General features: G+C 75.3%; 23 protein-coding genes. 12 read left to right on the top strand and 11 right to left on the bottom strand.

Annotated features, from left to right (window positions below; translation table 11 throughout):
- Positions 1 to 374: 374 nt before the first annotated feature.
- From EDD32_RS01470 to EDD32_RS01460, 3 genes are read left to right on the top strand one after another with little or no spacing between them, the layout of a single operon-like run.
- Positions 375 to 1,220 (top strand): helix-turn-helix transcriptional regulator, encoded by an 846-nt coding sequence (locus EDD32_RS01470; RefSeq protein ID WP_170175157.1) that lies wholly within the window; start codon positions 375 to 377, stop codon positions 1,218 to 1,220.
- A complete protein-coding gene (locus EDD32_RS01465) occupies positions 1,217 to 2,392 on the top strand; it encodes a hypothetical protein (protein WP_246005920.1) in 1,176 nt (391 codons plus the stop codon). Before EDD32_RS01470 ends, EDD32_RS01465 begins: the two co-directional genes overlap by 4 nt.
- Entirely contained in the window at positions 2,389 to 5,076 is a 2,688-nt protein-coding gene (locus EDD32_RS01460; protein WP_211338690.1) for a multicopper oxidase domain-containing protein, read from the top strand. The genes EDD32_RS01465 and EDD32_RS01460 overlap by 4 nt, the downstream gene beginning before the upstream one ends.
- Positions 5,077 to 5,151: 75 nt before the next feature.
- On the opposite strand, the gene EDD32_RS01455 is transcribed toward EDD32_RS01460, so the two are convergent.
- A complete protein-coding gene (locus tag EDD32_RS01455; RefSeq protein WP_123913981.1) occupies positions 5,152 to 5,736 on the bottom strand; it encodes a DUF1349 domain-containing protein in 585 nt (194 codons plus the stop codon).
- Positions 5,737 to 6,483: 747 nt separating this feature from the next.
- Between EDD32_RS01455 and EDD32_RS01450 the strand changes: the two genes are divergently transcribed.
- Positions 6,484 to 6,783 carry a helix-turn-helix domain-containing protein gene (locus tag EDD32_RS01450; RefSeq protein ID WP_123913979.1) on the top strand — a complete coding sequence of 100 codons (300 nt, stop codon included), beginning with the start codon at positions 6,484 to 6,486 and terminating at the stop codon, positions 6,781 to 6,783.
- A gap of 43 nt (positions 6,784 to 6,826) precedes the next feature.
- On the opposite strand, the gene EDD32_RS01445 is transcribed toward EDD32_RS01450, so the two are convergent.
- Complete coding sequence (locus EDD32_RS01445; RefSeq protein ID WP_246005919.1) at positions 6,827 to 8,284, bottom strand: XRE family transcriptional regulator; 1,458 nt, start codon at positions 8,282 to 8,284, stop codon at positions 6,827 to 6,829.
- A 127-nt stretch (positions 8,285 to 8,411) separates the two neighbouring features.
- On the opposite strand from EDD32_RS01445, the gene aceA reads away from it, so the two are divergent.
- The 6 genes from aceA (at position 8,412) to EDD32_RS01415 (ending at position 16,085) form a co-directional block, all read left to right on the top strand.
- Complete coding sequence (gene aceA, locus EDD32_RS01440) at positions 8,412 to 9,782, top strand: isocitrate lyase (protein WP_123913977.1); 1,371 nt, start codon at positions 8,412 to 8,414, stop codon at positions 9,780 to 9,782.
- A 216-nt stretch (positions 9,783 to 9,998) separates the two neighbouring features.
- Entirely contained in the window at positions 9,999 to 11,606 is a 1,608-nt protein-coding gene (gene aceB / locus EDD32_RS01435; protein ID WP_454778683.1) for a malate synthase A, read from the top strand.
- Positions 11,607 to 11,704: 98 nt separating this feature from the next.
- Positions 11,705 to 13,126 (top strand): sensor histidine kinase, encoded by a 1,422-nt coding sequence (locus EDD32_RS01430; protein WP_123913973.1) that lies wholly within the window; start codon positions 11,705 to 11,707, stop codon positions 13,124 to 13,126.
- A gap of 53 nt (positions 13,127 to 13,179) precedes the next feature.
- Complete coding sequence (locus EDD32_RS01425; RefSeq protein WP_123920041.1) at positions 13,180 to 13,827, top strand: response regulator; 648 nt, start codon at positions 13,180 to 13,182, stop codon at positions 13,825 to 13,827.
- 132 nt (positions 13,828 to 13,959) lie between these two features.
- Positions 13,960 to 14,874 carry an ABC transporter ATP-binding protein gene (locus EDD32_RS01420; RefSeq protein ID WP_123913971.1) on the top strand — a complete coding sequence of 305 codons (915 nt, stop codon included), beginning with the start codon at positions 13,960 to 13,962 and terminating at the stop codon, positions 14,872 to 14,874.
- Positions 14,871 to 16,085 (top strand): ABC transporter permease, encoded by a 1,215-nt coding sequence (locus EDD32_RS01415; RefSeq protein WP_123913969.1) that lies wholly within the window; start codon positions 14,871 to 14,873, stop codon positions 16,083 to 16,085. The genes EDD32_RS01420 and EDD32_RS01415 overlap by 4 nt, the downstream gene beginning before the upstream one ends.
- Positions 16,086 to 16,125: 40 nt before the next feature.
- Here EDD32_RS01415 and EDD32_RS01410 read toward each other — a convergent pair whose 3' ends face one another.
- Positions 16,126 to 17,040 (bottom strand): carbohydrate deacetylase, encoded by a 915-nt coding sequence (locus tag EDD32_RS01410; protein ID WP_170175156.1) that lies wholly within the window; start codon positions 17,038 to 17,040, stop codon positions 16,126 to 16,128.
- A gap of 301 nt (positions 17,041 to 17,341) precedes the next feature.
- Between EDD32_RS01410 and EDD32_RS01405 the strand changes: the two genes are divergently transcribed.
- A complete protein-coding gene (locus EDD32_RS01405; RefSeq protein ID WP_123913965.1) occupies positions 17,342 to 17,857 on the top strand; it encodes an isochorismatase family protein in 516 nt (171 codons plus the stop codon).
- Positions 17,858 to 17,879: 22 nt separating this feature from the next.
- Here the strand turns inward: EDD32_RS01405 and EDD32_RS01400 are convergent, their stop codons facing one another.
- Positions 17,880 to 18,749, bottom strand: a complete 870-nt coding sequence (locus EDD32_RS01400; RefSeq protein WP_123913963.1) for an RDD family protein — start codon at positions 18,747 to 18,749, stop codon at positions 17,880 to 17,882.
- 19 nt (positions 18,750 to 18,768) lie between these two features.
- Here EDD32_RS01400 and EDD32_RS01395 point away from each other — a divergent pair, with 19 nt between their 5' ends.
- The gene (locus EDD32_RS01395; RefSeq protein ID WP_123913961.1) at positions 18,769 to 19,764 is read left to right on the top strand and encodes a stage II sporulation protein M; all 996 of its coding nucleotides are present in this window, start codon (positions 18,769 to 18,771) and stop codon (positions 19,762 to 19,764) included.
- Between the two features lie 4 nt (positions 19,765 to 19,768).
- Here EDD32_RS01395 and EDD32_RS01390 read toward each other — a convergent pair whose 3' ends face one another.
- The 7 genes from EDD32_RS01390 to EDD32_RS01360 all read right to left on the bottom strand — a co-directional run bounded on the left by EDD32_RS01390 (position 19,769) and on the right by EDD32_RS01360 (position 26,806).
- Positions 19,769 to 20,743 (bottom strand): polysaccharide deacetylase family protein, encoded by a 975-nt coding sequence (locus EDD32_RS01390; RefSeq protein WP_246005918.1) that lies wholly within the window; start codon positions 20,741 to 20,743, stop codon positions 19,769 to 19,771.
- Between the two features lie 132 nt (positions 20,744 to 20,875).
- On the bottom strand, positions 20,876 to 21,253 hold the full coding sequence (locus EDD32_RS01385) for an RNA-binding S4 domain-containing protein (protein ID WP_123913959.1): 378 nt from the start codon (positions 21,251 to 21,253) through the stop codon (positions 20,876 to 20,878).
- A 16-nt stretch (positions 21,254 to 21,269) separates the two neighbouring features.
- Positions 21,270 to 22,559 carry a DUF58 domain-containing protein gene (locus tag EDD32_RS01380; protein WP_123913957.1) on the bottom strand — a complete coding sequence of 430 codons (1,290 nt, stop codon included), beginning with the start codon at positions 22,557 to 22,559 and terminating at the stop codon, positions 21,270 to 21,272.
- Positions 22,559 to 23,629 carry an AAA family ATPase gene (locus EDD32_RS01375; RefSeq protein ID WP_123913955.1) on the bottom strand — a complete coding sequence of 357 codons (1,071 nt, stop codon included), beginning with the start codon at positions 23,627 to 23,629 and terminating at the stop codon, positions 22,559 to 22,561. Before EDD32_RS01375 ends, EDD32_RS01380 begins: the two co-directional genes overlap by 1 nt.
- Positions 23,626 to 24,783 (bottom strand): DUF4350 domain-containing protein, encoded by a 1,158-nt coding sequence (locus tag EDD32_RS01370; RefSeq protein ID WP_123913953.1) that lies wholly within the window; start codon positions 24,781 to 24,783, stop codon positions 23,626 to 23,628. Before EDD32_RS01370 ends, EDD32_RS01375 begins: the two co-directional genes overlap by 4 nt.
- Positions 24,780 to 25,487 carry a DUF4129 domain-containing protein gene (locus EDD32_RS01365; RefSeq protein WP_211338689.1) on the bottom strand — a complete coding sequence of 236 codons (708 nt, stop codon included), beginning with the start codon at positions 25,485 to 25,487 and terminating at the stop codon, positions 24,780 to 24,782. The genes EDD32_RS01370 and EDD32_RS01365 overlap by 4 nt, the downstream gene beginning before the upstream one ends.
- Positions 25,484 to 26,806: a glycerophosphoryl diester phosphodiesterase membrane domain-containing protein gene (locus EDD32_RS01360; protein ID WP_123913951.1), complete on the bottom strand. Its 1,323-nt coding sequence runs from the start codon at positions 26,804 to 26,806 to the stop codon at positions 25,484 to 25,486. The genes EDD32_RS01365 and EDD32_RS01360 overlap by 4 nt, the downstream gene beginning before the upstream one ends.
- Positions 26,807 to 26,865: the final 59 nt, after the last annotated feature.

Below are 26,865 nucleotides of genomic sequence, written 5' to 3'. Positions count from 1 at the left end.
GGCAGGGTCCGCGGGCCGCGACCTTCCGGCCACCGCAGCCCATCGGCCGGGCAGCGGCGTCCGGAGGACGAGTCGTCCGGCCACCGCATGGGGCGTCCAGGGCCGCGCACGACCTCCGGCACGGCCAGCACGACGGGACGTCCCACCGTGACATCTCCGGCCGGCGATCGCATCCCCCTCATCCGGCTCACGAGACCGCGCGGAGAGGGGTTTTCCGTTGCGATCGTGCGGCTGAGGCCTTGACGGCACCCCAAGGGGATCGTTACTCCATCGTTACCCTTTGCCGTACCAGCGTGTCCGGAACGAGGCGTTCGTCACGGTCGCACGGGACGAAGGTCCTGGACTCCGCGGAGCGAAATTTGTACGGTCAAACCGTGGAGAAATTGGGTCCCCGTCCGTCCCGCGCCGACCGTCGGGCACAGCTGTCCGAGCCGCGGCGCGCGGTCCTCGACCAGCTGGTGGAGCAGGACGAGCCGCTCACCGTCACCCGGGTGGCCCGGACGCTCGGTCAGCACCCGAACACCGTCCGCGAGCACCTCGAGGCGCTGACCCGGGCGGGCCTGGCGCGCCGCGACCACCTGCCGCCGGCCGGCCGGGGCCGCCCGGCGTCGGTCTACACCTACGCGCCGGAGGCGTCGTTCACGAGCCCGGAGTACGCGGTCCTGGCCCGGGTGCTCGTCTCCTACCTCACCCGCACCGTCCCCGACGGCCCGGTGCTGCGCGACCACGCGCTCGAGGCCGGCCGCTCCTGGGGTCGCGCCATCGTCGAGCGCGACCGCGAGCTGGCCGGTGACCGGACGGCGGACGGCGCCGGTGGGCGTGCTGCGAACGCCGGGGGAGGTGCGGCGGCGAGGGGCGGACGGGCCACGCCGACGGGCGGACCTGCCACGCCGGCGGCCCGGGTGCCCTCCGCTCGCGTGCGTCGTGACGCCGTCGACCGTCTCGCCGCGATGCTCGACCGCGCCGGGTTCGACTCCGGCACCCGCCACGACGGCGCCGTCAGCACGGTTCGGCTGGGGCGCTGCCCGGTGCTCGAGCTGGCGCGGGAGCGGCCGGAGGTCGTGTGCAACGCCCATCTCGGCATGGCGCGGGAGATCCTCTCCTCGTCCGGGGTCGAGCCCGGCCAGGTGAGCCTGGCGGCCTTCGTCGAACCGGGTGCCTGCCTCCTGCACGTCGGGGCCGACGCCGGCGCCGCGGGCCTGCGGGTGGGCCCGGCATGACCGGCACCGTGACGGGCACGTCGGGCACCGCGGCGGCGACGGCTGTGCGCACGGCCGCCCGCCCGGTCGTGCGACCCTGGCGAAGCCGGCCGGCCTTCCGCGGGGCACTGCTCGCCCCCGGCGGGATCGCCCTGATCCTCGGGCTCGACGCCGCGCTCGGGCTGCTCGGCCTCCCGCAGCTCGTCGGCCCGATCCTCGGGCTCGAGCGGCTGCCCGCCGTCCACGGACCGCTGATGGTGCTCGGCTTCGTCGGCACCGTCATCGCGCTGGAGCGGGCGGTCGCGCTCGGCCTGCCGTGGGGCTACGCCGCGCCCGCCGTGTCCGGGCTCGCCGTCCTCGCCCTGGTCTCTCCCCTTCCCCTCGCGGCGGGCCAGGGCCTGCTCGTCCTCGCCCAGGTCCTCACCCTCGCCGTGTACGGCCGGCTCCACGCCCGCCAGCCCGCCCCGGCCGTCACCATCGAGGTGCTCGGCGCCGTCATGGCGCTCGGCGCGGCGATCCTGTGGGCCGGCGGCGTCCCGGTGCCCTCGCTCGTGCCGTGGCTGAGCGGCTACCTCGTCCTGACGATCTTCGGCGAACGGCTCGAGCTCGCTCGCGTCGCCGTGCTCAGCCCGGGAGCCGGGCGGTCGGCGACGGCGCTCGCGATCCTCGTGCTGGCGGCCGCCGCGCTCTCCCTGCTCGCACCCGACGCCGGTCACACCTTGACCGGGCTCGCGCTCCTGGGGGTGGCCGGCTGGCTGGCCCGGCGCGACGTCGCGCGACGCACGGTCACCGGAGCCGGTCTGCCGCGCTTCGTCGCCGTCAGCCTGCTCGCCGGGTACGCGTGGCTCGCGGTGGCCGGGGCGATCTGGGCGCTGGGCGGGGAGGTCGTCGAGGGACCGGCCTACGACGCCGTCCTCCACGCCGTCATGCTCGGGTTCGTCCTGCCGATGATCATGGCCCACGCCCCCGTCATCCTCCCCGCGGTGCTGCGCCGGCCGCTGCCCTACCACCGGCTCATGTACGCGCCGGTCGTCCTCCTGCACGCCTCCCTCGTCCTGCGCCTGGCGGTGGGCGACGCGCGGGGCCTGACCTGGGCGGTCCAGGCGGGCGGCGTCGTCAACATCGTGGCGGTGCTGGCCTTCGTCGCCGTGGCCGCGTGGTCGGCCGTGCGCGGCACGGAGCGCCCGGCATGAGCGCGCCCGGGCTGGACAGGCGCACCTGGCACGTGCGCGTCAACGCCGTCGTCGTCGCCTGGCTCGTCGCCGCGGTCGTCGTCGCCGTCGTCCACCGCTGGGTGCCGGGTGCCGGGTGGCTCATGACCCACCTCCTGCTCCTCGGGGCGGTCGGCTCCGCGATCCTCATCTGGTCCGCCCACTTCGCCGACACCCTCCTCGGCCGGCCCGCCCCCGGCGGCCAGCGGTTCATGGTGGTGCGCCTCGCCGCCCACAACGCGGGGGCGCTGGGCGTCGTCGCCGGGCTGTCGACGGGCCACGAGACGCTGACGACGGCCGGCGGCCTCCTCGTCGCCACCACCGCACTCGTGCACGGCGCGGTCATCGCCCGCCAGCGCCGCGGAGCCCTCATGGCCCGGTTCGGGGCCCTGTCGCGCTACTACCTCGCGGCCGCCGGGGCGCTCGCGACCGGTGCCGTGCTGGGCGTGCTCCTCGCCCGGCCGGGCGCCGACGCCGCCACCCACGCGGGCCTGTACGGGGCGCACGTCACCGTGATGCTGCTGGGGTTCGTCGGGCTCACCGTCCTCGGCACACTCGTGGTGCTGTGGCCGACGATGCTGCGCACGAAGATGGTCGAGAGTGCGCCGCTCGCCGCGGGACGCGCCCTGTGGCTGCTCCTGGCCGGCGTCGCCGTCGCGGCCGCCGGGGCGCTCGCGGGCCTGGCCCTCGCCGTGCCGGCGGGTGTCGCGCTCTACCTGACGGGGCTGGGCGTCCTCGTCCGGCCGATGGTGACCGTTGCCCGGGTGAGCCCGCCCCGATCCTTCGCGCCCCTCTCCGCGGCGGCGGCGGTGGCGTGGCTCGCCGGAACCGCGGCCGCCCTCGGCGTCGTCGTCGCCACCGCTCCGGCGCCGGCCGCCGTGCCGGACCGCCTCGGCGCGCTCGTGGCCCCGTTCGCGGTGGGCTTCGCCGCCCAGGTGCTGCTCGGCGCCCTCAGCTACCTCGCGCCCGTGATGCTCGGTGGCGGACCGTCGGTGGTGCGGGCCGTGAACCGAGAGATGGACCGGGCCGCGGTCGCGCGGGTCGTCGTGACCAACGCCTGCCTCGTCCTCTTCGTCCTGCCCCTGCCCTCGCTCGTGCGGGTGACCACCTCCCTGCTGGGGCTGGCCGCGTTGGCGTCGTTCCTCGTCCTCCTCGCCCGTGCGGGCCTCGAGCGCCGCCGGGCTGCCCGCCGCCGCGACGACGACCTGCTCGCCACGAGCCTGCCGCTGGGCCCGCCGGCGCAGCCGCGCCGGCTCGGCGGGGTGTGGGGCGCCGCGGCTGTCGCCCTCGCGGTGGTGCTCGGGGTCGCGGGCGACCCCGCCGCGGCCGGGCTCGGCACGGCCTCGGCCGCGGACGGTGTCGCAGCGACCGGACGCACCACGACCGTCGAGGTGCGCGTGGAGGGCATGCGGTTCGTCCCCGATGTCGTCGAGGTCCCCGCCGGCGACGAGCTCGTCATCGAGCTCACCAACACGGGCGCCGACGTGCACGACCTCGTCCTGGCCAGCGGGGCGACGACCGGCCGTCTCGGGGTGGGCGAGCGAGCGACGCTCGAGGCAGGGGTGGTGGGCGCCGACCTCGAGGGCTGGTGCTCCGTGGCGGGGCACCGGCAGATGGGGATGACCCTGGACGTCGTCGTCACCGGTTCCGGCGTCCCGCGCGAGCCGGTCACCGCCGGTGACCACGCCGCCTCCGGCGATCTCGCCCCCTCCGGCGATCTCGCCCCCTCCGGTGACCACGCCCCCTCCGGCAGCAATGCCGACGGCCCGGCCGCGGCGGACCTCCTCGACCTCATGGCCACCCCCGGAGCGGACTTCTCCGCCCACGACGCCACCCTGGCGCCGGCGCCGGGCGCGACGGTCCACGAGGTCACCCTCACCGTCTCCGAGACCACGGTCGAGGTGGCGCCGGGCGTCGAGCAGGAACGGTGGACGTTCGGCGGCACGGCACCGGGCCCGACGCTGCGGGGATCGGTCGGGGACGTCTTCGACATCACCCTCGTCAACGACGGGACCATCGGGCACTCGATCGACTTCCACGCCGGCGCCTTCGCACCGGACCGGCCCATGCGCACCATCGCACCGGGGGAGTCCCTCACCTACCGGTTCACCGCGACCCGCAGCGGGATCTGGATGTACCACTGCTCGACCATGCCGATGTCGATGCACATCGCCAACGGCATGTTCGGTGCGGTGATCATCGACCCGCCCGGATTGGAGCCCGTGGACCGTGAGTACGTCCTCGTCCAGTCCGAGGTCTACCTCGGGTCGGTCGGCGGGCCCGCCGACGCCACCAAGATCGGTGCCGAGCAGCCGGACCTGGTCGTCTTCAACGGCTATGCCAACCAGTACGACCACGAGCCGCTGGTCGCCCGGGTGGGTGAGCGGGTCCGGGTATGGGTCCTCGACGCCGGACCGTCCCGCGGCAGCGCCTTCCACGTGGTCGGCGGTCAGTTCGACACCGTCTACACCGAGGGCGCCTACCTGCTCGGCGGGCCGGAGGCGGCGGGCGAGCCCACCGGTGGAGCACAGGTGCTGCCGCTCGTCGCGGCGCAGGGCGGGTTCGTCGAGCTCACGTTCCCCGAGGCCGGCACGTACCCGTTCGTCTCGCACGCGATGGTCGACGCCGAGCGTGGCGCGCACGGCGTCTTCGCCGTGGCGCCGTAGGACCCTGCGGGCCCCGGCCGGGCTCCGGCCCGGTCCAGGCCGGGCTCCCGCCGGGCTCCGCCTGGGCCCGCCGGCTCAGGGGACGGGCGGGTCCTCGTGCAGGTCGGTGTCCGGCTCGCCGTGGCGCACCCCGGTGAAGGTCACCACCGTCCCCGCGCGCTCGGGCGCGCACAGGTACAGGCCGGCGCCCGTCGCGGCCCCCACGTCGAAGGGGGCGACCCGGATCGTCCGCCACGCCTCCCCGTGTGGTCGGGCGCGCAGCGTGACGGCACCCGCCGCCCAGCTCGCGCGTACCGTCACCTCGCGGCCCGCCCAGTCCGGGACTGGCGCGAGCGACCAGTCCGAGCGGCCGTGGGTGACGACGGCGCCGACGTGCGGGGAGCCGTCGGTGATCTCCACCCCGGCCTTGATCCAGTGCGCGGCGTCGTTGCGGAGCATGAGTCCCGCCTGGTCGTAGCGGCCGTCGAAGCTCACGAAGAAGCTGACCTCCAGCGAGCCGGTGGACTCGACCGGGACCAGCAGCGCGTGCCCGGAGTCCCGCGTGAACCCGTAGAGGGTCTCGCGCCAGAAGTCCGAGCCGTGCTCGGCCGTGACGGTCAGCGCGTCGTCGTGCTGGACGACGTCGGCTGGCGGGTTGAGCCACTCGCGGGTGCCGCGCATGACTCGATGGTCCCAGCCGAGGCAGCGTCGCGCCAGGGACCCACAGGGTCCCGGGCAGTGTCTCGTTGTGGCCCCGGTCGGATCGTGGCCCGGGTCTTGATGCGGCCTGGTCCCGTTGCGTCGAAGGCCCGGGTCCGGGTGCTGGTTCGGGGACTGTCGGCTGATCGAGAACCGTGTGCGCCGAAGCGGACGCCGAGTCCGTTCCTGTCACCCACGCTCGATCTCGTTGCAGGCGTTCGTTCGTGCTGAGCGTGCTCAAGGGTGGACTGGGGGCGGACGGAGCGTGCTCAAGGGTGGACTGGGGGCGGACGGAGCGTGCTCAAGGGTGGACTGGGGGCGGACGGAGCGTGCTCAAGGGTGGACTGGGGGCGGACGGAGCGTGCTCAAGGGTGGACTGGGGGCGGACTGAGCGTGCCCCGATCTGCCGACTCGCCGTGCTCGATCTGCCGACGGATGAGCACCCATCGGACGGGGGTGACGTCTGGGCGAACGGGAATTCCGGATCGCCGACATCGCTCCGAGCAACGTCCTGGTGCCCCTGTCTGCGTCGCTGGTCATGAGCCGGAGGCGGCGGGGGCTTCGGGCACGGATGGTCGGCCTCCTCCCGAAACCGCCGGGTCCGCGCGTTCACCCATGGCCCGCGAGCCTGTGGGTGGTCGTTGATTGCGGAGGCTGGGGACGAGGGCGTCACGGCATGCGGTCCTCGGCGATGCTGATGTGGAGGCACGTGCGAGGAGCGGAGGACGGATGTATGAGCACATGGCGTACGAGGGCCTGTTCGACGACCTGCCGGACCTCCGGGCTGGGGGCCTGGGTGCGGTCGTCGCGGCCAACATCCGCTACGAGGCCGCACGTCGCGGGCTGACCCAGCAGGACCTCGGCGAGATCGTCGGACGGTCACGGCCCGCCATCTCCCAGCGGGCCACCGGCAAGGTGCCCTGGTCGCTCGACGACGTCGGCCGGCTCGCCCCGGCCCTGGGCATGCGTCCTGGGGACCTGCTCGTCGCGCCGGAGACGGCACGGGCGCGGTCGGACAGACGGTGGTGATCCCGCATCCGCGGCGCCGTGCCGCATCCGCCCGTGGGGCGCCTCACCGCACCTGCGCCTCGGTGACGCTGTGGCGGTCGAGGAACTCGTAGACCTCGGTGTCGTCGACACCGGGAAACGTCCCGGGGGGGATGGCGGCGAGGAGGTGGCTGTGGGCCCGTGCGCTCGGCCAGGCGTGCGTGGACCACCGGTCGGCGAGCTCCGCCGGTGGCCGGCGGCAGCAGGCCGGGTCCGGGCATGACGATCGTGCCCGCAGCGTCGTCTCCCGGCCCTGGAACCACCTCACGTGCTCGAACGGCACACCGACGTCGATCGCGAAGTCGCCGTCCGCGGTGCGCTCGACGTGGGTGGTGCACCAGTACGTCCCGCGCCCCATGTCGGTGTACTGGTAGTGCGTTGCGTAGCGGTCGGGGTTGTGGAAGACCTGCCGGGAGGCCCAGTACCGGCACACGATCTGCCCCTCGATCGCCCCGGTGACGTCGGTGGGGAAAGTCACCCGGTCGTTCTCGTACGCCTTGTAGATGACCCCGTCCTCACCGACGCGCATGAAGTGCACGGGCAGCTCGAGGTGCTCGGTGGCGAGGTTGGTGAACCGGTGCGCGGCGGTCTCGTAGGAGACGGCGAAGGTGTCCCGGAGGTCGTCGATCGCCAGGGACCGCTCCGCCTTCGCCGCGACGAGGAACTCCACGGCAGGTCGCTCGGGCATGAGCAGCGCGGCGGCGAAGTAGTTCGCCTCGACGCGTTGGCGCAGGAAGTCGGCGTAGCCCGTGGGGTCGGAGTGCTCCAGGGCGAAGTGGCCCAGGGTCTGCAGGACGATCAGGCGGGGGTCGTGCCCGCCGCGGACCTCGACGGGCAGGTAGATCCGGCGGTTGCGCAGGTCGGAGATGGAGCGCGTCGAGCGGGGCAGGTCGGTGACCCGGTGGAGCGTGAAGCCGAGGTGCGCGGTCACCGCGGCGACACCGCGCTCGGTGAGCGGGCCTGCGGTGTGCTCGACCGCAGCGGAGATCGCGGACGCCAGCGACTCGATGTGGGCGAAGTAGTTGTGCCTCGCGCGCATCTTGTGGCGCAGGGCGGCGTTGGCGCGCCGGGCCTCCTCCGGGGTGGCCGCGCGGATCTCGGCCCGGCGCTGCAGCTCCTCGTGGAGGCCGACGAGCGCCTCGAGGGCCTCGTCGGGCACCTTCGCGCCGGCCCGCACCCGCGGCAGGCCCAGCGCCGCATACTGCGGTCGCGCCTGCGCCTGGTCGAGCGCCAGCTCGAGCGCGGCCCGCCGGGACGGAGCCTCGGGACGCATGAGGTCGGCGACCGTGACGCCCAGCTCCCGGGCGACGTGGGAGAGCAGGGCTAGCCGAGGCTCCCGGCGGCCGTTCTCGATCTGCGAGAGCAGGGAGGGCGCCCGCTCCACGCGCGCCGCCAGGTCCGCCAGCGTCAGGCCCGCCTGCTGCCGCGCGTGCCGGACGCGGCGTCCGAGCGTCGGCAGATCTACCTCCGGCTCCTCCAACACTTCTTCTCCCTCCGTGAAGATCGGTCGAACTTCACTCAACCTAGTGCTGTCTGTGAGCCACGTCACGTCGCCAGAGTAGAGGAACGCAGAAGTTCACGGGCTGCGAGCCCCGATCGAGGAGCACACGATGACCACCACCCTGGAACCGACCACCACGACCGCCACCACGACCGCCACCACGACCGCCACCACGACCGCCACCACGACCACCACGACGACCGCCGAGCGCATCCGTACCGAGGCAGCCGAGCTCGAGCGTCGCTGGGCGAGCGACCCGCGCTGGGCGGGGGTTCGGCGCAGCTACACCGCCGAGGACGTCGTGCGGCTGCGCGGGACGCTGCGTGAGGACCACACCCTCGCCCGTCGGGGCGCCCAGCGGCTGTGGGAGCTGCTGCACACCGAGGACTACGTCCACGCCCTCGGCGCGATCACCGGCAACCAGGCCGTCCAGATGGTGCGCGCCGGCCTGCAGGCGATCTACCTGTCCGGCTGGCAGGTGGCCGGTGACGGCAACACGGCGGGCGAGACGTACCCCGACCAGTCCCTCTACCCCGTGAATTCGGTCCCGACGGTCGTGCGCCGGATCAACAACGCGCTACGCCGAGCCGACCAGATCAGCTGGTCCGAGGAGCAGGACGGCACCGACTGGTTCGCCCCGATCGTCGCCGACGCCGAGGCCGGTTTCGGTGGGGTCCTCAACGCCTACGAGCTCGCCCGGGCCATGATCGACGCCGGCGCCTCGGGCATCCACTACGAGGACCAGCTCGCGGCGGAGAAGAAGTGCGGCCACCTGGGCGGGAAGGTCCTCGTCCCGACCTCCCAGCACGTGCGCACCCTGGTTGCCGCCCGCCTGGCTGCCGACGTCCTGGACGTCCCCACCGTGATCGTCGCCCGGACCGACTCCCTCGGCGCAAACCTCATCACCTCCGACGTCGACCCCACCGACCGGCCGTTCCTCACCGGAGAGCGCACCCCGGAAGGCTTCTACCGCACCGAGCCCGGGCCGGATCCCGTCATCGCCCGGGCGCTGGCCTACGCCCCGTACGCCGACCTCATCTGGGTCGAGACCGCAACGCCCGACATCGGCCTCGCGCGGCGGATCGCCGAGGCAGTGCACGAGCGCCACCCGGGCAAGCTGCTCGCCTACAACTGCTCGCCGTCGTTCAACTGGCGGGCCAACCTCACCGACGAGCAGATCGCCACGTTCCAGCAGGACCTCGGGGCGCTGGGGTACAAGTTCCAGTTCATCACCCTCGCCGGCTTCCACCAGCTCAACTACGGCATGTACGAGCTGGCCCGCGGCTACGCCGAGCGAGGGATGAGTGCCTACGTCGAGCTCCAGGAGAAGGAGTTCGCCGCGGAGGAGCACGGGTACACCGCCACGAAGCACCAGCGCGAGGTCGGCGCGGGGTACTTCGACCTCGTCGCCACGGCGATCAACCCCGACAGCGAGACCCTCGCGCTGCGGGGCTCCACCGAGGAGCAGCAGTTCCACTAGGCACGACGAGCACGGAAGGACACCGAGATGACCACCACCGCCGGCACCACCCCCACGCGCCTCGTCGTCGCCCCGCCCCGGCGCACCGCCGACCAGGCCCCGCTGCGGGTGGTCGCCCCCAGCGGCCCGAGCGCCCCCAGCGCGTCCACCCCGCCGTCCGCGCCGGTCCTGGCGCCACGCCCGACGCCACGCCCGACGCCACGCCCGACGCGGGTGCTGACGCCACGCCCGACGCCGGCGGTGGAGGTCCTCGCCGACGTCCCCGGAGCGACGACGGTGCTGACCGTGGAGGCCCTGGCCTTCCTCGCCCGGCTCCACACCCGCTTCGCCGCCCGCCGAGCCGAGCTGCTCACCGCCCGTCACGAACGGCGGCAGCAGCTCGTCGTCGGCAGGCTGCCCGACTTCCTGCCCGAGACCCGCCACATCCGCGACGACCGTTCGTGGCAGGTGGTCCCGCCGGCGCCCGGCCTGGTCGACCGGCGGGTGGAGATCACCGGCCCCACCGAGCGCAAGATGACCGTCAACGCGCTCAACTCCGGTGCGAGGGTCTGGCTCGCGGACCTCGAGGACGCCAACACCCCGCACTTCACCAACGTCATCGACGGGCAGGTCAACCTGCGCGACGCCGTCCGGCGGGAGATCTCCTGGACCTCGCCCGAAGGCCGCGAGTACCGCCTGCGGGAGGGGGAGCTGCCCACGATCGTCGTGCGTCCCCGCGGCTGGCACCTGCTCGAGAAGCACCTGCGCGTCGGGGGTGAGCCGATGGTCGCGGGCCTGGTCGACGTCGGGCTCTACCTGTTCCACAACGCGGCCGAGCTCGTCACCCGGGGCACGGGGCCCTACTTCTACCTCCCCAAGCTCGAGAACCACCTCGAGGCCCGGCTCTGGCACGACGTCTTCGCCTTCGCCGAGGAGGACCTCGGGATCGCCCGCGGCACCGTGCGGGCCACCGTCCTCATCGAGTCGATCATGGCCGCGTTCGAGATGGAGGAGATCCTCTACGAGCTGCGCGAGTACTCCGCCGGCCTCAACGCCGGGCGCTGGGACTACCTGTTCTCGGTCATCAAGAAGTTCCGCGACTCCGGCCCCGCCTACGTCCTGCCCGACCGGGCGGACGTCACGATGACCGCCCCCTTCATGCGTGCCTACACCGAGCTGCTCGTGCGGACCTGCCACAAGCGGGGCGCGCACGCGATCGGCGGCATGTCCGCCTTCATCCCGAGCAAGGACCCCGTGCGCGACGCCGAGGTCGAGTCCCTCGTGCGCGCCGACAAGCGTCGGGAGGCCAAGGCCGGGTTCGACGGGTCGTGGGTCGCGCACCCGGGCATGGTCGGCTACGTGCGCGACGTGTTCGACGACGTCCTGGGGCGGTGCCCGAACCAGCTGTGGCGCACCCGGGAAGAGGTCCACGTCACCGCCCGGAACCTCCTCGACGTCGCCGCCACCCCCGGCCACGTCACCCTCGCCGGGGTCCGGACCAACGTCGCGGCGGCCCTGCGCTACCTCGAGGCGTGGCTCGGCGGTCGCGGCGCCGTGGCGATCGGCGGCCTCATGGAGGACGCCGCGACGGCGGAGATCTCGCGGTCCCAGGTGTGGCAGTGGATCCGCAACGGCACCCGCACCGCCGAGGGTGTCACGGTCACCGGCGGGCTCGTCCGGGGGGTCCTCGACGAGGAGACCGCCGCCCTCACCGCGGAGGCCGCCGGCGATCCCGGGCGCTGCGGGCGGGTCGTGCAGGCCGCCGAGCTCTTCGCCGAGGTCGCCCTCGGGGAGGAGTTCCCGACCTTCCTCACGGTGCCGGCGTACACGCTGCGGGTCGGCTGATCGCCGCCCGCGCTCCCCCTCGCGGCGGAGGAGGGGCCGCTGATCGGTCCCTCCGACGGCGGAGGGGGAGCGCGGGAGCCGCGAACTAGGCTGGCTCCATGCCCAGCACGCTCACCGGCCGGCGGCCGGACCCGCTCACCGGGTCCGCCCCTGCAGGGGTCGAGGGGCTCGGCGACGTCGCGGCAGACCCGCGCGGCGCCCGCCTCAACGCCTGGCTCAACGACCCGGCGGACCCCTGGTGGGAGCGGCCCGGCCCCACGCCGGCCCAGCTGCGCAACGACGTCGCCGGGGCCCTGGCGTTCCTCGTGGTGGCGCTGGCGATGGTGGCCGTGGCCAAGTCCATGGGCATGCGCTACGAGAGTGAGGAGATTTGGCGGGCGTACGTCGCCACCGCCGCGATGATCCTGCCGCTGGCCGCGCGCCGGCGCTACCCCCTCGCGGTCCTCCTGGCATCCTCCGGCCTGTTCGTGGGGCTGTCGTACCTCAGCCCCGAGGCCGCCTTCCAGATCGCCTTCCAGGTCGCCTACTTCACGGCCCTGTACACCGCGGTGGCCTGGGCGCGTGACCGGCGCCCGCTGTGGATCGCGATGGGCCTGGTCCTGCTCGCGATGACGCTGTGGGTGGTCGCGTACTTCACCGTGACCGCCGGCTTCGAGGAGGCGGCGGCCAACTACGGCGAGCCCGACGGGCCGCTCCCGCAGCTGACGGCCGCCGTGCTCTACAGCGCGGTGGTCAACCTCGCCTACTTCGGCGGGGCGATCCTCGTGGGGCGCTCGTCCTGGCGCGGCGCCCTCCAGCGCGAGCGCCTGGCCGCCCAGGCGGCGCAGATCCGCGAGCAGGCGGCCGAGCTCGCCCGGCGGGCCGTCGTCGACGAGCGGCTGCGGATCGCGCGGGAGCTCCACGACGTCGTCGCCCACCACGTCTCGGTCATCGGCATCCAGGCCGCTGCCGCCCGGCGGGTCCTGCCGCGCGACCCCGGGGAGACGGCGCAGGCCCTACGGACGATCGAGTCGAGCAGCCGTGACGCCGTGGCGGAGATGCGCTCGCTGCTCGGCGTGCTGCGCAGCGAGACCGGTGCCGGCCGGGAGGACGGCCGCGCGCCCGAGCCGGGGCTGCGGGAGCTCGCCGAGCTCGCCGAGACCCACCGGGCGGCCGGTCTCGCGGTCACGCTGACGGTGGTGGAGGAGCGGGAGGGCGACCTCCTGGGGCTGTCCGGACCACTGGCCCTGTGCGTCTACCGGGTGGCGCAGGAGGCGCTGGCGAACGTGCGGCGGCACTCCACCGCGGCGCGCGTGAGCGTCACGGTCCGCACCGGCACGGCGGCCGCCGCGACGCGGTGGGTCGAGGTCGAGGTCGTCGACGACGGAGCCTCGCGGCCCGGCACCGCGGGCTCCGGGTACGGGCTCCGCGGCCTGCGCGAGCGGGTGCAGCTCCACTCCGGTGAGGCCGAGATCGGACCCCGGGAGGGGGCGCGCGGCTGGCGGGTGCGCGCCCGGTTGCCCCTGCGGAGCGCCTCGTGAGCGTGCGGGTCGTCCTCGTCGACGACCAGTCCCTCGTGCGCTCGGGCTTCGCCATGGTGCTCTCCGTCGAGGACGACATCGAGGTCGTCGGTGAGGCGGCGGACGGCGCCGAGGCCCTCGCGGTGCTCGCCCGCACCCCTGCCGACGTCGTGCTCATGGACGTCCAGATGCCCGTCATGGACGGCATCGCCGCGACGGCGGAGATCGTCGCGCGCGGTCTCGGCAAGGTCGTCATCCTCACCACGTTCGACCGCGAGGACTACCTCTTCGACGCCCTCGCGGCGGGTGCGAGCGGGTTCCTGCTCAAGAACGCCGACCCCGACGACCTCGTCGACGCCGTCCACGCCGTCGCCGAGGGCCACGCCCTGCTGGCCCCGGAGGCGACCCTGCGGGTGATCGCCCGGCTCGTGGGAGACCACCCGGCGCTTCGGCGGGAGCCGGCAGGAGGGGCAACGGCTCCGCCGACCGCCCCACCCGGCCCCGCCCCGGCCGACCGCCGGGCGATCGAGGCGCTCACCCCGCGCGAACGCGAGGTGCTCGGACTGCTCGCGCGCGGCCTGTCCAACGCCGAGATCGCCGTCGAGCTCTTCCTCGGGGAGTCCACCGTGAAGACCTACGTCTCGAACGTCCTCGCCAAGACGGCTTCGCGCGACCGGGTCCAGGCCGTCGTCTTCGCCTACCGCACCGGTCTGGCCGGCTGATTTCCGCCGCGTCCGGCGGCGGGCCCCCGCCGTGCGGGGGAGCGCCGGGACCGCGATCCCCGTCCCGGGAGGGATCCGCGGCCGGCGGTCCGCTCCCTAGCCTGAGGACAGGTCCACACCTGGAGGAGCACCATGAACGGTTCAGCCGCAGCGCACGGCCCGGCGCCCGCGCTCGAGGTTCGGCACCTGACCCGCCGCTTCGGCGAGCGGACGGTCGTCGACGACGTGACGTTCACCGTCGAGCCCGGCCGCATGACCGGCTTCGTCGGTGCCAACGGTGCCGGCAAGACCACGACGATGCGCATGGTCATGGGGGTCCTGGCCGTCCACGGCGGCGAGGTGCGGTGGGGCGGGCGTGCGCTGACCGCGGCGGACCGGGCCAGGTTCGGGTACATGCCCGAGGAGCGCGGCCTCTACCCCAAGCAGCCGGTGACCGACCAGCTCACCTACCTCGGCCAGCTGCGGGGGATGACCCGTCGCGACGCGCAGGCCGAGTCCGCGCGGCTGCTCGACAGGTTCGGGCTCGGCGGCCGTCGGCACGACAAGCTCGAGTCGCTCTCCCTCGGCAACCAGCAGCGGGTCCAGATCGCCGCTGCGCTGCTGCACCGGCCCGTCGCGCTGGTCCTCGACGAGCCGTTCTCCGGTCTCGATCCTGTCGCCGTCGACTCGATGGTCGACCTCCTGCGCGACCGGCTCGCCGACGGCGTGCCGGTCATCTTCTCCAGCCACCAGCTCGACCTCGTCGACCGGCTGTGCGACTCCCTCGTCATCCTCTCCGACGGCAGGGTGATGGCCGCCGGCCCCGCCGAGCAGCTGCGCTCGGGCGGTCCCCTGCGGTTCCGGCTCACGGCCACCGTCGACGCCGGCTGGGTCCGCGGCGCTCCCGGCGTCCGGGTCCTCGACGTCGAGGGCGCCACGGCGGTCGTCGAGCTTGCCGACGACGCCGCCCGCGAGCCCCTCCTTCGCGCCGCGGTCGAGCGCGGTCTGCGCGAGTTCAGCCCGATCGTCCCCTCCCTCTCCGAGATCTACCGCGAGGCACTGCGATGACCACCACGACGACCGACGCACCTCCCGCCACCGCCGGGCCCGGAACCACCAGCCCTCCGCGGCGGCCGTGGGTCGTGGTGACGGTCCGGGAGATCATGGTCAAGCTCACCGACCGCAACTTCCTCGTCTCGACCGCCGTCACGCTCGCCCTCATCGCCGGCGGCGTCGCCCTGAGCGTCTTCATGGAGGGCCGGGCCGAGGAGTACCGGGTCGCCGTCGCGTCCTCGGAGGGGCGCGGTGCGGTCGAGGCCGCCGCGGCCGGGCTCGAGGGCGACACGCTCACCGCGGTCGAGGTCGGCTCGCCCGCCGACGCCCGGGCCGCCGTCGAGGCGGAGGAGGCCGACGCCGCGCTCCTGGCGGAGGACGGCGACTGGGTGCTGGTGGGCCGGGACGGCGTCGGGGAGACCCTGACTGCGGTGCTCACCGAGGGCGTGCGGACCTACGTCGTCTCCGTCAACGCCGAGGCCGCCGGGACGAGTCTGGACGAGCTCACCGCCGGTGCGGGGCTCACCACGGAGCTGCTCGACCCCGACGCCATGCCGGAGGGCACGATCTACGCGGCGACGTTCGTCTTCGCCTTCCTGTTCTACATGGCGGCGATCATCTTCGGGATGACCATCGCCCAGTCGGTCCTCGAGGAGAAGCAGAACCGGGTGGTCGAGATCCTGGCCGCCGCCATCCCGATCCGGCAGCTGCTGTACGGCAAGGTGCTGGGCAACTCCCTCCTGGCCCTCGCCCAGATCCTCCTGTACGGCATCGTCGCCCTGGTGGCGGTCAACGTCGCCGGCCTGGCCTCGGACCTCGGCGGACTGGTCAGCGTCTCGGGCTGGTTCATCGTCTTCTTCGTCGCGGGCTTCGCGGCGCTGGCGTCGGTGTGGGCGGTGCTCGGCTCGCTCGCCTCGCGCAGCGAGGACCTCCAGAGCAACACCGGTCCGGTCATGGGCGTCATCATGGTCGCGTTCTTCGCCGGCCTGTTCGCCGAGGACGTGTGGCTCACGGTGGCCAGCTACGTGCCGGTCGTCTCCTCGGTGGCGATGCCGGTGCGGATGCTCAGCGACGACGTCGCGCTGTGGGAGCCGGCCGCCTCGGTGCTGCTCACCGCCGTCACCGCCTACGGGCTCCTGCGGGTCGGCGAGCGCATCTACCAGCGCGCCGTCATGCAGGGCGGGACCGCGCTCACCTGGCGCCAGGCGCTGAGGCTCGAAGCCTGACCGGCCGGGCCGGCCGCGCGTCGGGCGCCCCCCGACCGGGCTACCAGGACGGCACGACCTCGATGCCCTCGCGCCACAGCTCGCGGTGCAGGACCGGGTCGCGCAGCAGGCGCAGCTCCCACACCCGTTTGCGGCCCTCGGCCGGGACGAGCCGGCCCGCCCCTCCCGGCGGCGCGGGGTGCACCACCAGCTCGGAGGTGCCCGCGGGCAGGTGCCGCAGCTGGGCGAGGACCGCGGCGCGGAGCTGGGCGTAGGACAGGACCAGGCGTCCGGGCAACCAGCAGCTCACCATCGCCACGGGCAGCGGGACGCCGGAGGCGTCGGCGAGGGCCACGGCCCGGGCGTGGTCGCGGCGGAAGCGCGGCCCGAGCACCGCGGCGGTGCCCAGCCGCCGGGGGATCCGCAGGGCGAGCCCGTGGCGGGCGGCGAAGCGCACGGCCTCCTCGGCGAAGGACCGGCCGTGCATGCCGTACAGGGTGCCGGAGTGGGAGTCGACGACCTCCGGCGCCAGCCCCTCGTCGTGCATCCAGCCCAGCTGGGCGGTCATCTCGTGGACGACGTGGTCCGGGTCGCCCTCCCGCTCTACCCGGGCGGCGGAGACGTGGAAGGCGCCGGCGTCGTCGGTGAGGCTGTGGACCGCGGGGCCCGCGAGCGGGTGCCACGGGGCGAACTCGCGGGCGCCGGTGAGGGTCACGTGCAGGCGCGGGTGCGGCACCGCCCGGGCGAGCACCTGGCGGACGGCGTCCCGAGCCGCGGGCGCCACCGGCATGAGGGTGGCCGCCGAGGCGTGCCCGGCGGCGAGGAGGTCGACGATGGCGGCGTTGGTCTCGGGGTCGATCCCGAGGTCGTCCGCCGTGATGACCAGGCGCCGGCCCAGCGCCCGCCGCGTCTCGAGCCGCCATCCGGGCAGCCGGTCGCGGGCGGCCTCGACGTGCGTGGCGAGGGTCGGTGGCACGAGAGCACGCGGACCGGCGGCCCGGGACGCGGGTGTCCGGGGGACGAGCGTGCCGGGTGTGAGGAGGCGGGGTGCGAGCCTCCGGCGGGCGGGGGTCCGTGGGCCCGGTCCGGCCGGCGTCGGGCGCTCCGGGGTGGGGAGCTCCCCGGTGGCTCGCGTCTCGCCGGTGACCATGCCGATCCCTCCCGCTGCGCGTCGTCGCAGCACCGCCGCGGCGACGCCGCCGTGGAGGTGACCTCTCGAGGATACGCCGCGACCGAGGTCCGTTCCCCTCGTGGCCCGGGGTCGGCACACTGGCTGCATGAGAAGTGCCCTGCTCGTCCTCGGCGCCCAGCGCAACATGCTCGAGGGTGACGGTGCGGTCCCCACGGCGCAGAGCGTCCGGACGGCGGTCGACCGGCTCCTCGCCGCCGCCCGCGCCGCGGGCGCGGTCGTCGTCCACGTCCAGAACGACGGTCCGCGCGGGTACCCCGACGAGCCCGGGACCCCCGGGTGGGAGCTGGCCGTCGCCCCGGCGCAGGGCGAGGTGGTGCTGCGCAAGGACGTCTCCGACGCCTTCGCGGCCAACCCCGGTCTCGCCGCGCGCCTGCGCGAGGAGGACGTCGGCACCGTCGTCGTGGCCGGGATGCAGTCCGACTTCTGCGTCCGGGCCACGAGCCGGTCGGCGCTGCAGGCGGGTTTCGCGGTGGTCCTGGCCAGCGGTGCGCACGCCACCCACGACGACGACGCCTCCGCCGCCGTCCTGTCCCGCGAGGTGGAGGAGGAGCTCGCCGCGGACGGCGTCGCCGTCGTGCCCGCGCCGGAGGTCAGGTTCTGACACCGCGCCGTGCCGGTGCGGCTCAGCCTCGGCGGGAGTCGGGCACCCCGTGGGGCAGGCGGGCGACCGCTGCGGACTCCGCGACCTCGCGCTCGCGCGCCCGCACACCGGTGGCGTGCTCCCGGTCCCGGCGGGAGACGAGGACCGCAGTGAGGAAGCGCTCGGGCGGGGTGCCCCACGGCGGCGGAGGGGCGACGAAGGGCTCCACCTCCGCCGCCAGCGCGGCCCCCATCCGGGCCCGGGCGTCCGCCGTCATCGTGGCGGACCGGCTGAGGTAGGACCGGGCCGCGAGGCCGAGGCCGTCGGGCAGGGAGCGGATGTCGGCACCGACCGCCCAGCCGGCGAGCTCGGGGGGCATGTGCAGGGGCCCGGGACGGCGCTGGCCGCCGCGGACCCGGACGGCGTAGGTGCCGGCGAGGAGGTCGCCGAGGCGCTTCCCGCGGCGGTTGAGGCCGGCGACGACGATGGCCACGGAGCCCGCGGTGAGCCACAGCTCGCCCACCCCGGCCAGCGCCCGGACGAGGGCGTGACGCAGGCGCACCGGACCGCCGTCGTCGCGCACGATCGACGTCCCGGCGGCCAGCCTGCCGAGGGACCGGCCGCGGGAGAGGGTCTCCACGACGGTGGGGGCGAGTACCTGGACCCCGGCGAAGGTGGCCACCTGGACGACGCCGAGCTGGGCGGGGTTGAGCTCGGTGAGCACCCGTCCGGCCGCGACGAGGAGCAGGACGGCGACGCCGCCGTAGACGAGCGCGTCCACGAGGCCGGCGAGGATCCGCACGCCCACCGACGCCGGGCGCACGTCGAGCGCCACGGCCTCACCGGTGACGACGAGGTCGTCCTGGAGCCGGGCTCGGGCGAGCGCAGCCTGGGGCCCGGTGGTCCTGCTCACGTGTGGCAGGGTAACGCTCGTGGACACCGATGCCTTCGCCGCGGTGCACGAGCCGCAGTGGCGCCGGCTCGAGGAGCTCAGCCGCCGCCGGCGCCTGACCGGCCAGGAGGTCGACGAGCTGGTCCGCCTCTACCAGGCCACCGCCGGTCACCTCTCCGCGCTGCGGACCTCGGCCCCGGACCCGTACCTCGTGGGCCGGCTCTCGACCCTGCTGGGCCAGGCCCGGGCCCGGATCGCCGGCGCCCACGAGCTCAGGCTCGCCGACGTGGGGCGCTTCTTCACCACGACCCTGCCGGCGGCGTTCTTCCGGGTCCGCTGGTGGACGGTGGCGGTGATGGTGGCGTGGGTCTGCCTCGCCGTCGTCGTCGGCGCCTGGGCCGCCCGGACCCCGGCCGTCATGGCGCAGCTGGGTACCCCAGCGGAGCTCGAGAGGTACGCGCAGGAGGCGTTCGAGGCCTACTACTCCGACAACCCCGCGCCGGACTTCGCCGCGCAGGTGTGGACGAACAACGCCTGGATCGCCGCGCAGGTCATCGGGCTCGGCATCACCGGAATCTTCCCGCTCTACGTGCTCTACGCCAACGCGGTGGGGGTGGGTCACGCCGGGGCCATCATGGCCGTCCACGGCGACCTCGGGGTGTTCTTCGGGCTGATCCTCCCGCACGGGCTCATGGAGCTCACCGCGATCTTCATCGCCGGCGGCACCGGGCTGAAGCTGTTCTGGACGGCGCTCGCGCCCGGCCGGCGCAGCCGCTCACGGGCCCTGGCGCAGGAGGGCCGGGCGCTCGTGACCGTCGCGACGGGCCTCGTGGTGGTCCTGGCCGTGTCCGGGCTCGTCGAGGGCTTCGTGACGCCGTCGCCGCTGCCGACCGGGCTGAAGATCGCCGTCGGCGCCCTCGTCCTGGCCGCGTACTGGGCCTACACCCTCGTGCTCGGCCGCCGCGCGGTCCGGCAGGGGCACACCGGGGACCTCGCCGACGACCTCGCCGGGCACACCCTCGCCGAGGCGGGCTGAGGGGTCAGCGGACCACGCCGCCGAGGTGGACGAAGCCGTACCCGCGAGCGCGCAGCCCCTCGATGACCGCCGGGAGCGCGTCGGCGTCGAGGGTGGTGCCGTCGTCGGGGTTCGCCCCGACGTGCATGAGGACGATCTGGCCGTCCCGGGCGGTGCCGAGCACCCGGTCGGTGACGACGTCGGCGGTGATCCCACCCTCCGTGCCCTGCCACCCGAGCGTGTCGGTGCTCCACCGGAACGGCACGTACCCCTCGCCGTTGACGACGGCGACGTCGAGGTCGGTCCGCGCACCGAACGGGAAGCGGAACAGCGGCCGGGTGGTCCGTCCCGTCAGCGCCGAGATGGCCGCCTCGGCCCCGGCCAGCTCGGCGCGGATGACCTCGTTCGTCGAGTCGGCGAACGAGGGGTGGGTGTCGGAGTGGTTGCCGACCGGGTGCCCGGCCGCCGCCATGGCCCGCACGGCGTCGGGGTAGGTGCGCGCGAAGGCACCGGTGACGAAGAACGTCGCCGGGACGTCGTAACGGTCCAGGGTCGCGAGGATCGGCGCGACGGCCGCGTCGGACGCCCCGCCGTCGAAGGTCAGCGCCACCACGGGCCCGGCGCCGGGGAGCACCTCGATGTCGGCGCCGCGCCACGCGGCCGGCACCAGCGCGGGTGCGGGTGGGGTGGCGGGGGCCGGGGCGGTCGTGGCGGGCGCGGGGTGCGTCGTGGCGGGCGCGGGCTGCGTCGTAGCGGGGGTCGGGGCGGTCGTGGCGGGCGCGGGCTCGGTGGTGGCGGGCGTGGGCTCCGGGGCGGGGCCGGTCGTCCGCGGGCCGGAGGGGGTCTCGGTGGTGGTGCCCGACGGCCCCGGGTCCGGGTCGTCGGCCGGCAGACACGCGACTGTGACCAGGGTCAGGGCCATGGCGGCGACCGTGGCGAGCACGGCCCGCACCACGTCCCTCCCGGATCCCCGGTCGGCGAGCTGCCTGCCGGCGTCCATGCCTCATTCTGGCGCCTCGTCACGGACGTGACCTGGGACTTTCGTTGCGTTCGGGTCACGATCGGCGCCGTGCCGACGCGGGATGGGGCCGTCCCGCCTCCGTCCCGGCGCCGGGTGACGGCCGCACCGGCCTCAGTGGCCACGCAGCCGGGTGATGTCGCGCCGCTCCCGCTTCGTCGGCCGGCCGGCGCCCCGCTCGCGTCGCGGGACCGCGAACACCTCACGCGGCAGCGGGGCGGGGCTGTGGTCGACCACGGCGGCGGCGGCCGCGGACGCGCCGACCCGCTTGAGCAGGACCTGGACGACCTCGACGTCGCGCTCGCGCTCACCGCCGCGCACGACCACCCGGTCCCCGGGGCCGACGGGTGCCGCGGGCTTGGCCCGCTCGCCGTTGATGCGGACGTGCCCCGCCTTGCACGCCGCCGTCGCGAGGGACCGGGTGCGGAAGAGCCGTACCGACCACAGCCACACGTCGACCCGGGCCGTCGGGGGGGCCTGCGCCGGGCTCATCCGACGAGCCTACGTCTCACAGCCGGCCCGCCGCCTTGAGGGCGAGGTAGGTGTCGGCCAGCGCGGGCGCGAGGTCGTCCGCGGTGGCCTCGACGACCTCCACGCCCCGTCGGCGCAGCCGCAGCGCAGCCGCCCGGCGCTCGAGCTCTGCCCGCTCGGCGGCCGCGGCGTCGAAGACGGCGTCGGTGTCGGAGCGGTCCCGGCGCAGCGCCTCGACCTCGGGGTCCGACGCGGAGGCCAGCACCACCGCGTGGTCCCGCGCCAGGGCGGCGGCCACGGGCAGCAGGCCCGCCGCGACGGCCGTCGGCTCGAGGGCGGTGAGGAGGACGACGAGCGTGCGGTGGGGCAGGTCGCGCACGAGCTGGGTGACGCGGGTCCAGCTCGTCTCGACGAGGGACGGCTCGAGCGGCGCCAGGGCCGACGCCAGCGCGCCGAGGAGCCGCGGACCGGTCTCGCCGGCCACCCGGGCGCGCACCTCGGAGTCGACGGCGACGAGGTCGACCCGGTCGCCGGCCCGTGAGGCGAGGGCGGCGAGCAGGAGGGCTGCCTCGATCTGGGCGTCCAGGCGGGGCGCCTCGCCGAGCCGGGCCGCGGACAGGCGGGCGACGTCCAGGACGAGCAGGACGCGGCGGTCGCGCTCGGGCCGCCACGTGCGCACGACGACGTCGGCCCGGCGGGCGGTGGCGCGCCAGTCGATGGCCCGCACGTCGTCGCCGATGACGTACTCGCGCAGGGAGTCGAACTCCGTCCCCTGGCCGCGGATCAGGACGGCGGTGCGTCCGTCCATCTCGCGCAGGCGCGCCAGGCGGGAGGGCAGGTGACGGCGTGAGGTGAAGGCCGGCAGCACCCGCAGCGTCGCGGGGGCCGGGTGGGAGGCCTGCCGGCCGGCGAGACCGAGGGGGCCGACGGTGCGGACCGTGACGAGGTCGGCCGGCCGGTCCCCGCGCCGGGTGGGGCGCAGGGCCGTGCGCACGCGGCGCCGCTGACCGGCGGGGATGTCGAGCCGGTGCCGGTCGGCCGTGGCGCCCGCCGAGGGCGGCCAGGCGTCGCGGAGGACCCCGCGCAGGCGGCGGCTACCGGTGCTCGTGAGGGTCACCACCGACGTCGCCGCCTCTCCCAGCCGCACCGACGTCCCGACCGACCGGTCGACGGTCACCGCCCGCGGGGAGGCCGCCAGCGCGGTGTCGACGGCGCACCCCAGCACGACCAGGCCCACCCAGAGGCCGACGGTGGTGGTCGTGGGCCACACCGCCGCGGGGAGGGCGCCGAGCGCGGTGACCACGGCCGCGCGCGCCGTGGGGACCATCAGCGTGGCACCGGCACCGTGGCCAGGACCCCGTCCAGGACGGTCTCGGCGGTGACGCCCTCGAGCTCGGCCTCGGCCCGCAGCTGCACCCGGTGCCGCAGCGTGGGGTGCGCGAGCGCCTTGACGTCGTCGGGGGTGACGTACGACCGGCCGCTCAGCCACGCCCAGGCCCGCGACGTCGCCAGCAGCGCCGTCGCCCCGCGCGGGGAGACGCCCAGGGACAGCGACGGCGAGGTCCGTGTCGCCCGGACGAGGTCGACGATGTAGCCGAGCACCTCGGGTGCCACCTCGACGCGGCCGACCTCGGCGCGGGCGGCGGCGATGTCGCCCGGGCCGGCGACGGCCCGTACGCCGGCCCTCGCGAGGTCGCGGGGGTCGAAGGAGTGGGCGTGCCGGCGCAGGACCTCCACCTCGTGCCCCCGTTCGGGCAGCGGCAGGACCAGCTTGAGGAGGAAGCGGTCGAGCTGCGCCTCCGGGAGGGGGTAGGTGCCTTCGTACTCGACCGGGTTCTGCGTGGCCACGACCATGAAGGGCTGCGGCAGTGCCCGCGGCTCGCCGTCGACGGAGACCTGGCGCTCCTCCATGGCCTCGAGGAGGGAGGCCTGGGTCTTGGGCGGGGTCCGGTTGATCTCGTCGGCGAGGAGGAGGTTGGTGAAGACCGGGCCCTCCCGGAAGGAGAACTCGGCGGTGCGGGCGTCGTAGACCAGCGAGCCGGTGACGTCGCCGGGCATGAGGTCGGGGGTGAACTGGATCCGCTTCGTACCCAGGTCCAGGCTCGCCGCGAGGGTCCGCACGAGGAGCGTCTTGGCCACCCCGGGGACGCCCTCGAGCAGGACGTGCCCGCCGCACAGCAGGGCGATGACCAGCCCGGTGACCGCCGGGTCCTGCCCCACGACCGCCTTGCCGATCTCGGCGCGCAGGCCGCCGAGCCGCTCGCGCGCCTGCGAGCCGGCGTGGGCGTGCGGGGCGCGGGCGCCCGGCCCGGCGGTCGGCGGCTCCGGCGGGGGTGAGGCCGGGACGGAGGGGGCGGCCGGGGTCGCAGGCGCAGGGCCGTACGGAGGGGTCGTCACTGGTGGACCTCGCTTTCCAGGGCGTCGAGCTCGGCGGACAGCGCCAGGAGGGCGGCGTCGCTGGTGGGGGGTGGGCCGTACAGCAGCTGCCGCAGGCCCGGGTCGGGGCGGCCGGTGGCGCGTGCCAGGGCGCCGAGGAGTGCGTCGGGGCCCGCCGACCGGGGCAGGCCGAGGGTGCGGGCGAGCCGGTCCGCGGTCCCGGCGCGCAGGCTCGCCGCCGCGTGGTCGTGGGCGCCGGAGCGGCGGTAGAGCCGGCCCCGGCCGCGGGTCGTCTCGGCGGAGCGGACCACCACCGGCATGACCTCGGTGACCACGGGCCCGAGCGCCCGCCCGTGTGCGAGCGCCAGGACGAGGGCGGCGGCGGCGAGGACGGTGAGGGCGGCGGTGGCCGCCGGGGGCACGAGGGGGACCGAGGCCCCGGTGCTCGTGGTGTCGACGGCGCCGGGCAGGAACCACACGAGGACCTCGTGCCGGCCGAGCGCCCGCAGGGTCAGGGCGGCGTTGCCCTCGACGGCGAGGAACTCGTTGCTCATGAGGCGCTCGTCGGCGAGGTAGCGGACGGTCCGCGCGCCGTCCGACCAGACGGCGTACCCGCCGTCGCCGTCGCCGACGGGGAAGCAGACCACCGCCTCGCCGCCGGTGCCGCCGTCCGCGGGACCGACGGAGCCGCGGGTGAAGCCGACGCGCCCGGCGGCCACGGCGTCGGGATCGGCGCAGGCGGCGTCGACGGGGTCTGCGGACCCCGCACCGGAGGTGAGCAGCGGGACGCCGAACCCCTCGAGGTCGGTGAAGGGGTCGCCGGCGATGACGAGGTCGGCCCCGGTGGCCACGATCTCGGCGCGCTGGTCGACGGAGAGCAGGCCGGGGTCGACGACGAGGACGGTCGAGCCCGGTCCGGCGAGCGCGCCGACGTCGGCGAGCGAGGAGGCCGGCCGCACCTCCACCCCCTGGCGCCGCAGGATCTCGGCGGCGGCCTGCGCCCCGTCCGGGCGAGGGTTGTCCGGCGCGAGCGGCCGGTCGGAGCTCCGGACGGTCAGCGCGACGGCGGCGAGCATGAGGACGGCGAACGCGAGCGAGGCAAGCACGGGGAACCTGTTGCGCGACCACCAGGTGGGTCCGCGCTCGACCGCCGGCGCGGCGGTGGCTGCGCTCACGGTGCCGCCGGACCGGTTCTCGTGCCGGCGCCGGCGCCGTGCGGAGCGGCGCCCGCTCCGGCGGTCACCAGCGGGTGCACGGCGGAGGCCCGCGCCGCGAGCGAGCGCATGGCCTCGTCCTCCGCGGGACCGGCCGACGCGTGACCGTACCGGACGTCGTCGAAGAGGCGCCCCGCCCAGCCGAGCGGCCCGGCGAGGTCCGGCAGCGCACCGGCCGCCAGGGCTGCGGCCTCGTGCGCGGTGAGGCCCGCGCGGTCGTCCAGGGCGCCGCGCTCGTCCAGTCGGCGGATGATCGCGCGGAAGCGGTCCAGGACGGCGGCGACGTGGTCGCCGCGACGTGCCGCGGCGTCGGCGGCGGCGTGGAGGTCGGCGCTGCTGCGGTCGTCGTCGAACAGCGCCGTCCCGCCCGGGACGTCTCGCGCCCGGCCGCGGCGCACCCGCCCGCCGAGGACCCTGGCGAGCACGAGCACGACGACGAGGCCCACCACGAGCAGCACCGGCACGACCTCGGGCGGGGTGAGCGTGTCGAGGTCACCCACGCGGCCCAGGATCCCGCCGAGCCAGTCGAGGAAGCGCTCGACGAGCCCGGGGGAGTCGGAGTACGCCGCCTTCGCGAGCTCCTCCTGCGCCCAGCGGCGTGCCTCCTCGGCGTCCGGCCGGACCGGGACGCCGACGGGGAGGAGGACGGCCGGCGCCGGGCTCATGCCCCCGCGGCGCGGGCCAGCTCGACGTCGAGGCCCTCCTTGCGCATCCGCACGTCGATGTAGACCAGGGCCAGCACGGCGGCGAGGAACGGCGTCGTGGCGGCGGAGATGAGGACCGACAGGACGGTCGTGACGACGGTGGCGGTGACGATCGCGTCGGGGCTCGTCGCCACCAGGGCGGTGATGAGGGTGGGCACCACCATGAGGGCGTAGGAGATCACCGAGACGATGATCGACGACAGCACGAGGGAGCCGAAGATGCGCCAGAAGTGCCCGGCGGTCAGCGACCACGAGCGGCGCAGCGACGTCATCACCGAGGCGCGCTCCAGCACGAGGACGGGGGCGGCGAGCGCGAGCTTGATCGACAGCCAGGCGGTCGCGACGACCGCGGCGGCGAAGATCAGCAGGCCGAGGAGGACGAGCACGCCGGCGCTGTCGCCGAGGGCGGTGGCCAGCCCGCCGATGAGCAGGGCGGAGACCACGACGACCAGCGTGATCGCGATCGTCGCGGCGACACCGATGAGCAGCGTGAGCCCGACCAGGGCGCCGAGGCGTCCTCTGGCTCGGGTCCAGACCTCACCGATGCTCACCACCCGGCCGAGGACGGACTGGCTCACGGAGATGATGAGCAGGCCGGTGAGGACGATCGTGGCGAGGAAGACGGCCACGGCGGCCGCGAGGAGGCCGAGCACGCTGCCCGGGCCGACGCCCAGCGCCTCGCTCGCGGTGGCACTGCCCTCGAGGAGGGCCGGGTCGAGCACGGGCATCGCCTGGCCGAGGAAGACCACCAGCACCACGGCCTCGATGACCGAGGCGATGCCCAGGACGAGGAGGGACAGGCCGAACATCACCTTGGGGTTGGCCCGGATCGCGCGGAACCCGCCGTCGAGGATCTCCCCGAGGTTGAGCGGTCGCAGCGGGACGATCCCGGGCTGGACCGGTCCGGCGAAGCCGGCCGGGCCGTAGGGGCGGGCCGAGCCCGGCCCGGCCGGTCCGGGCTGGGGGGCGGAGCCGTACTGGCCGTAGGCGGGCGGGCGCTGCGCGGCGCCCTCCCAGCGCGCGGGAGCGGGCGGCCGGGGGTCCTGCCAGGCTGCGGGGTCCGGCCGCGCCGCGGGGTCCGGCCAGGCTGCGGGGTCCGGCCGCGCCGCGGGTTCCGGCCGGCCACCGACGGGGGCGTACTGGCCGTAGCGCGGCTGCGGGCGCGGGTCGGGGCCCTCGGGCGCACCGGCGTCCGCGCCGTACTGCCCGTAGCGGCCGGGGTCCGCGGACGCGCCACGGGGACCGGGTCTGTCGTCCCGGCCGTCGTCCTCGATCGTCATGCCCTGCCTCCCCTGGGGGCGCACCCCGCCTCGTCTGGGTTCATGGTGCCACGCGCCCC

It is taken from the genome of Georgenia muralis, from assembly GCF_003814705.1.
GTDB classification, from domain to species: domain Bacteria; phylum Actinomycetota; class Actinomycetes; order Actinomycetales; family Actinomycetaceae; genus Georgenia; species Georgenia muralis.
The sequence above is the reverse complement of the archived record's forward strand: the minus strand, read 5'-3'. Positions and strand labels throughout refer to the sequence as shown.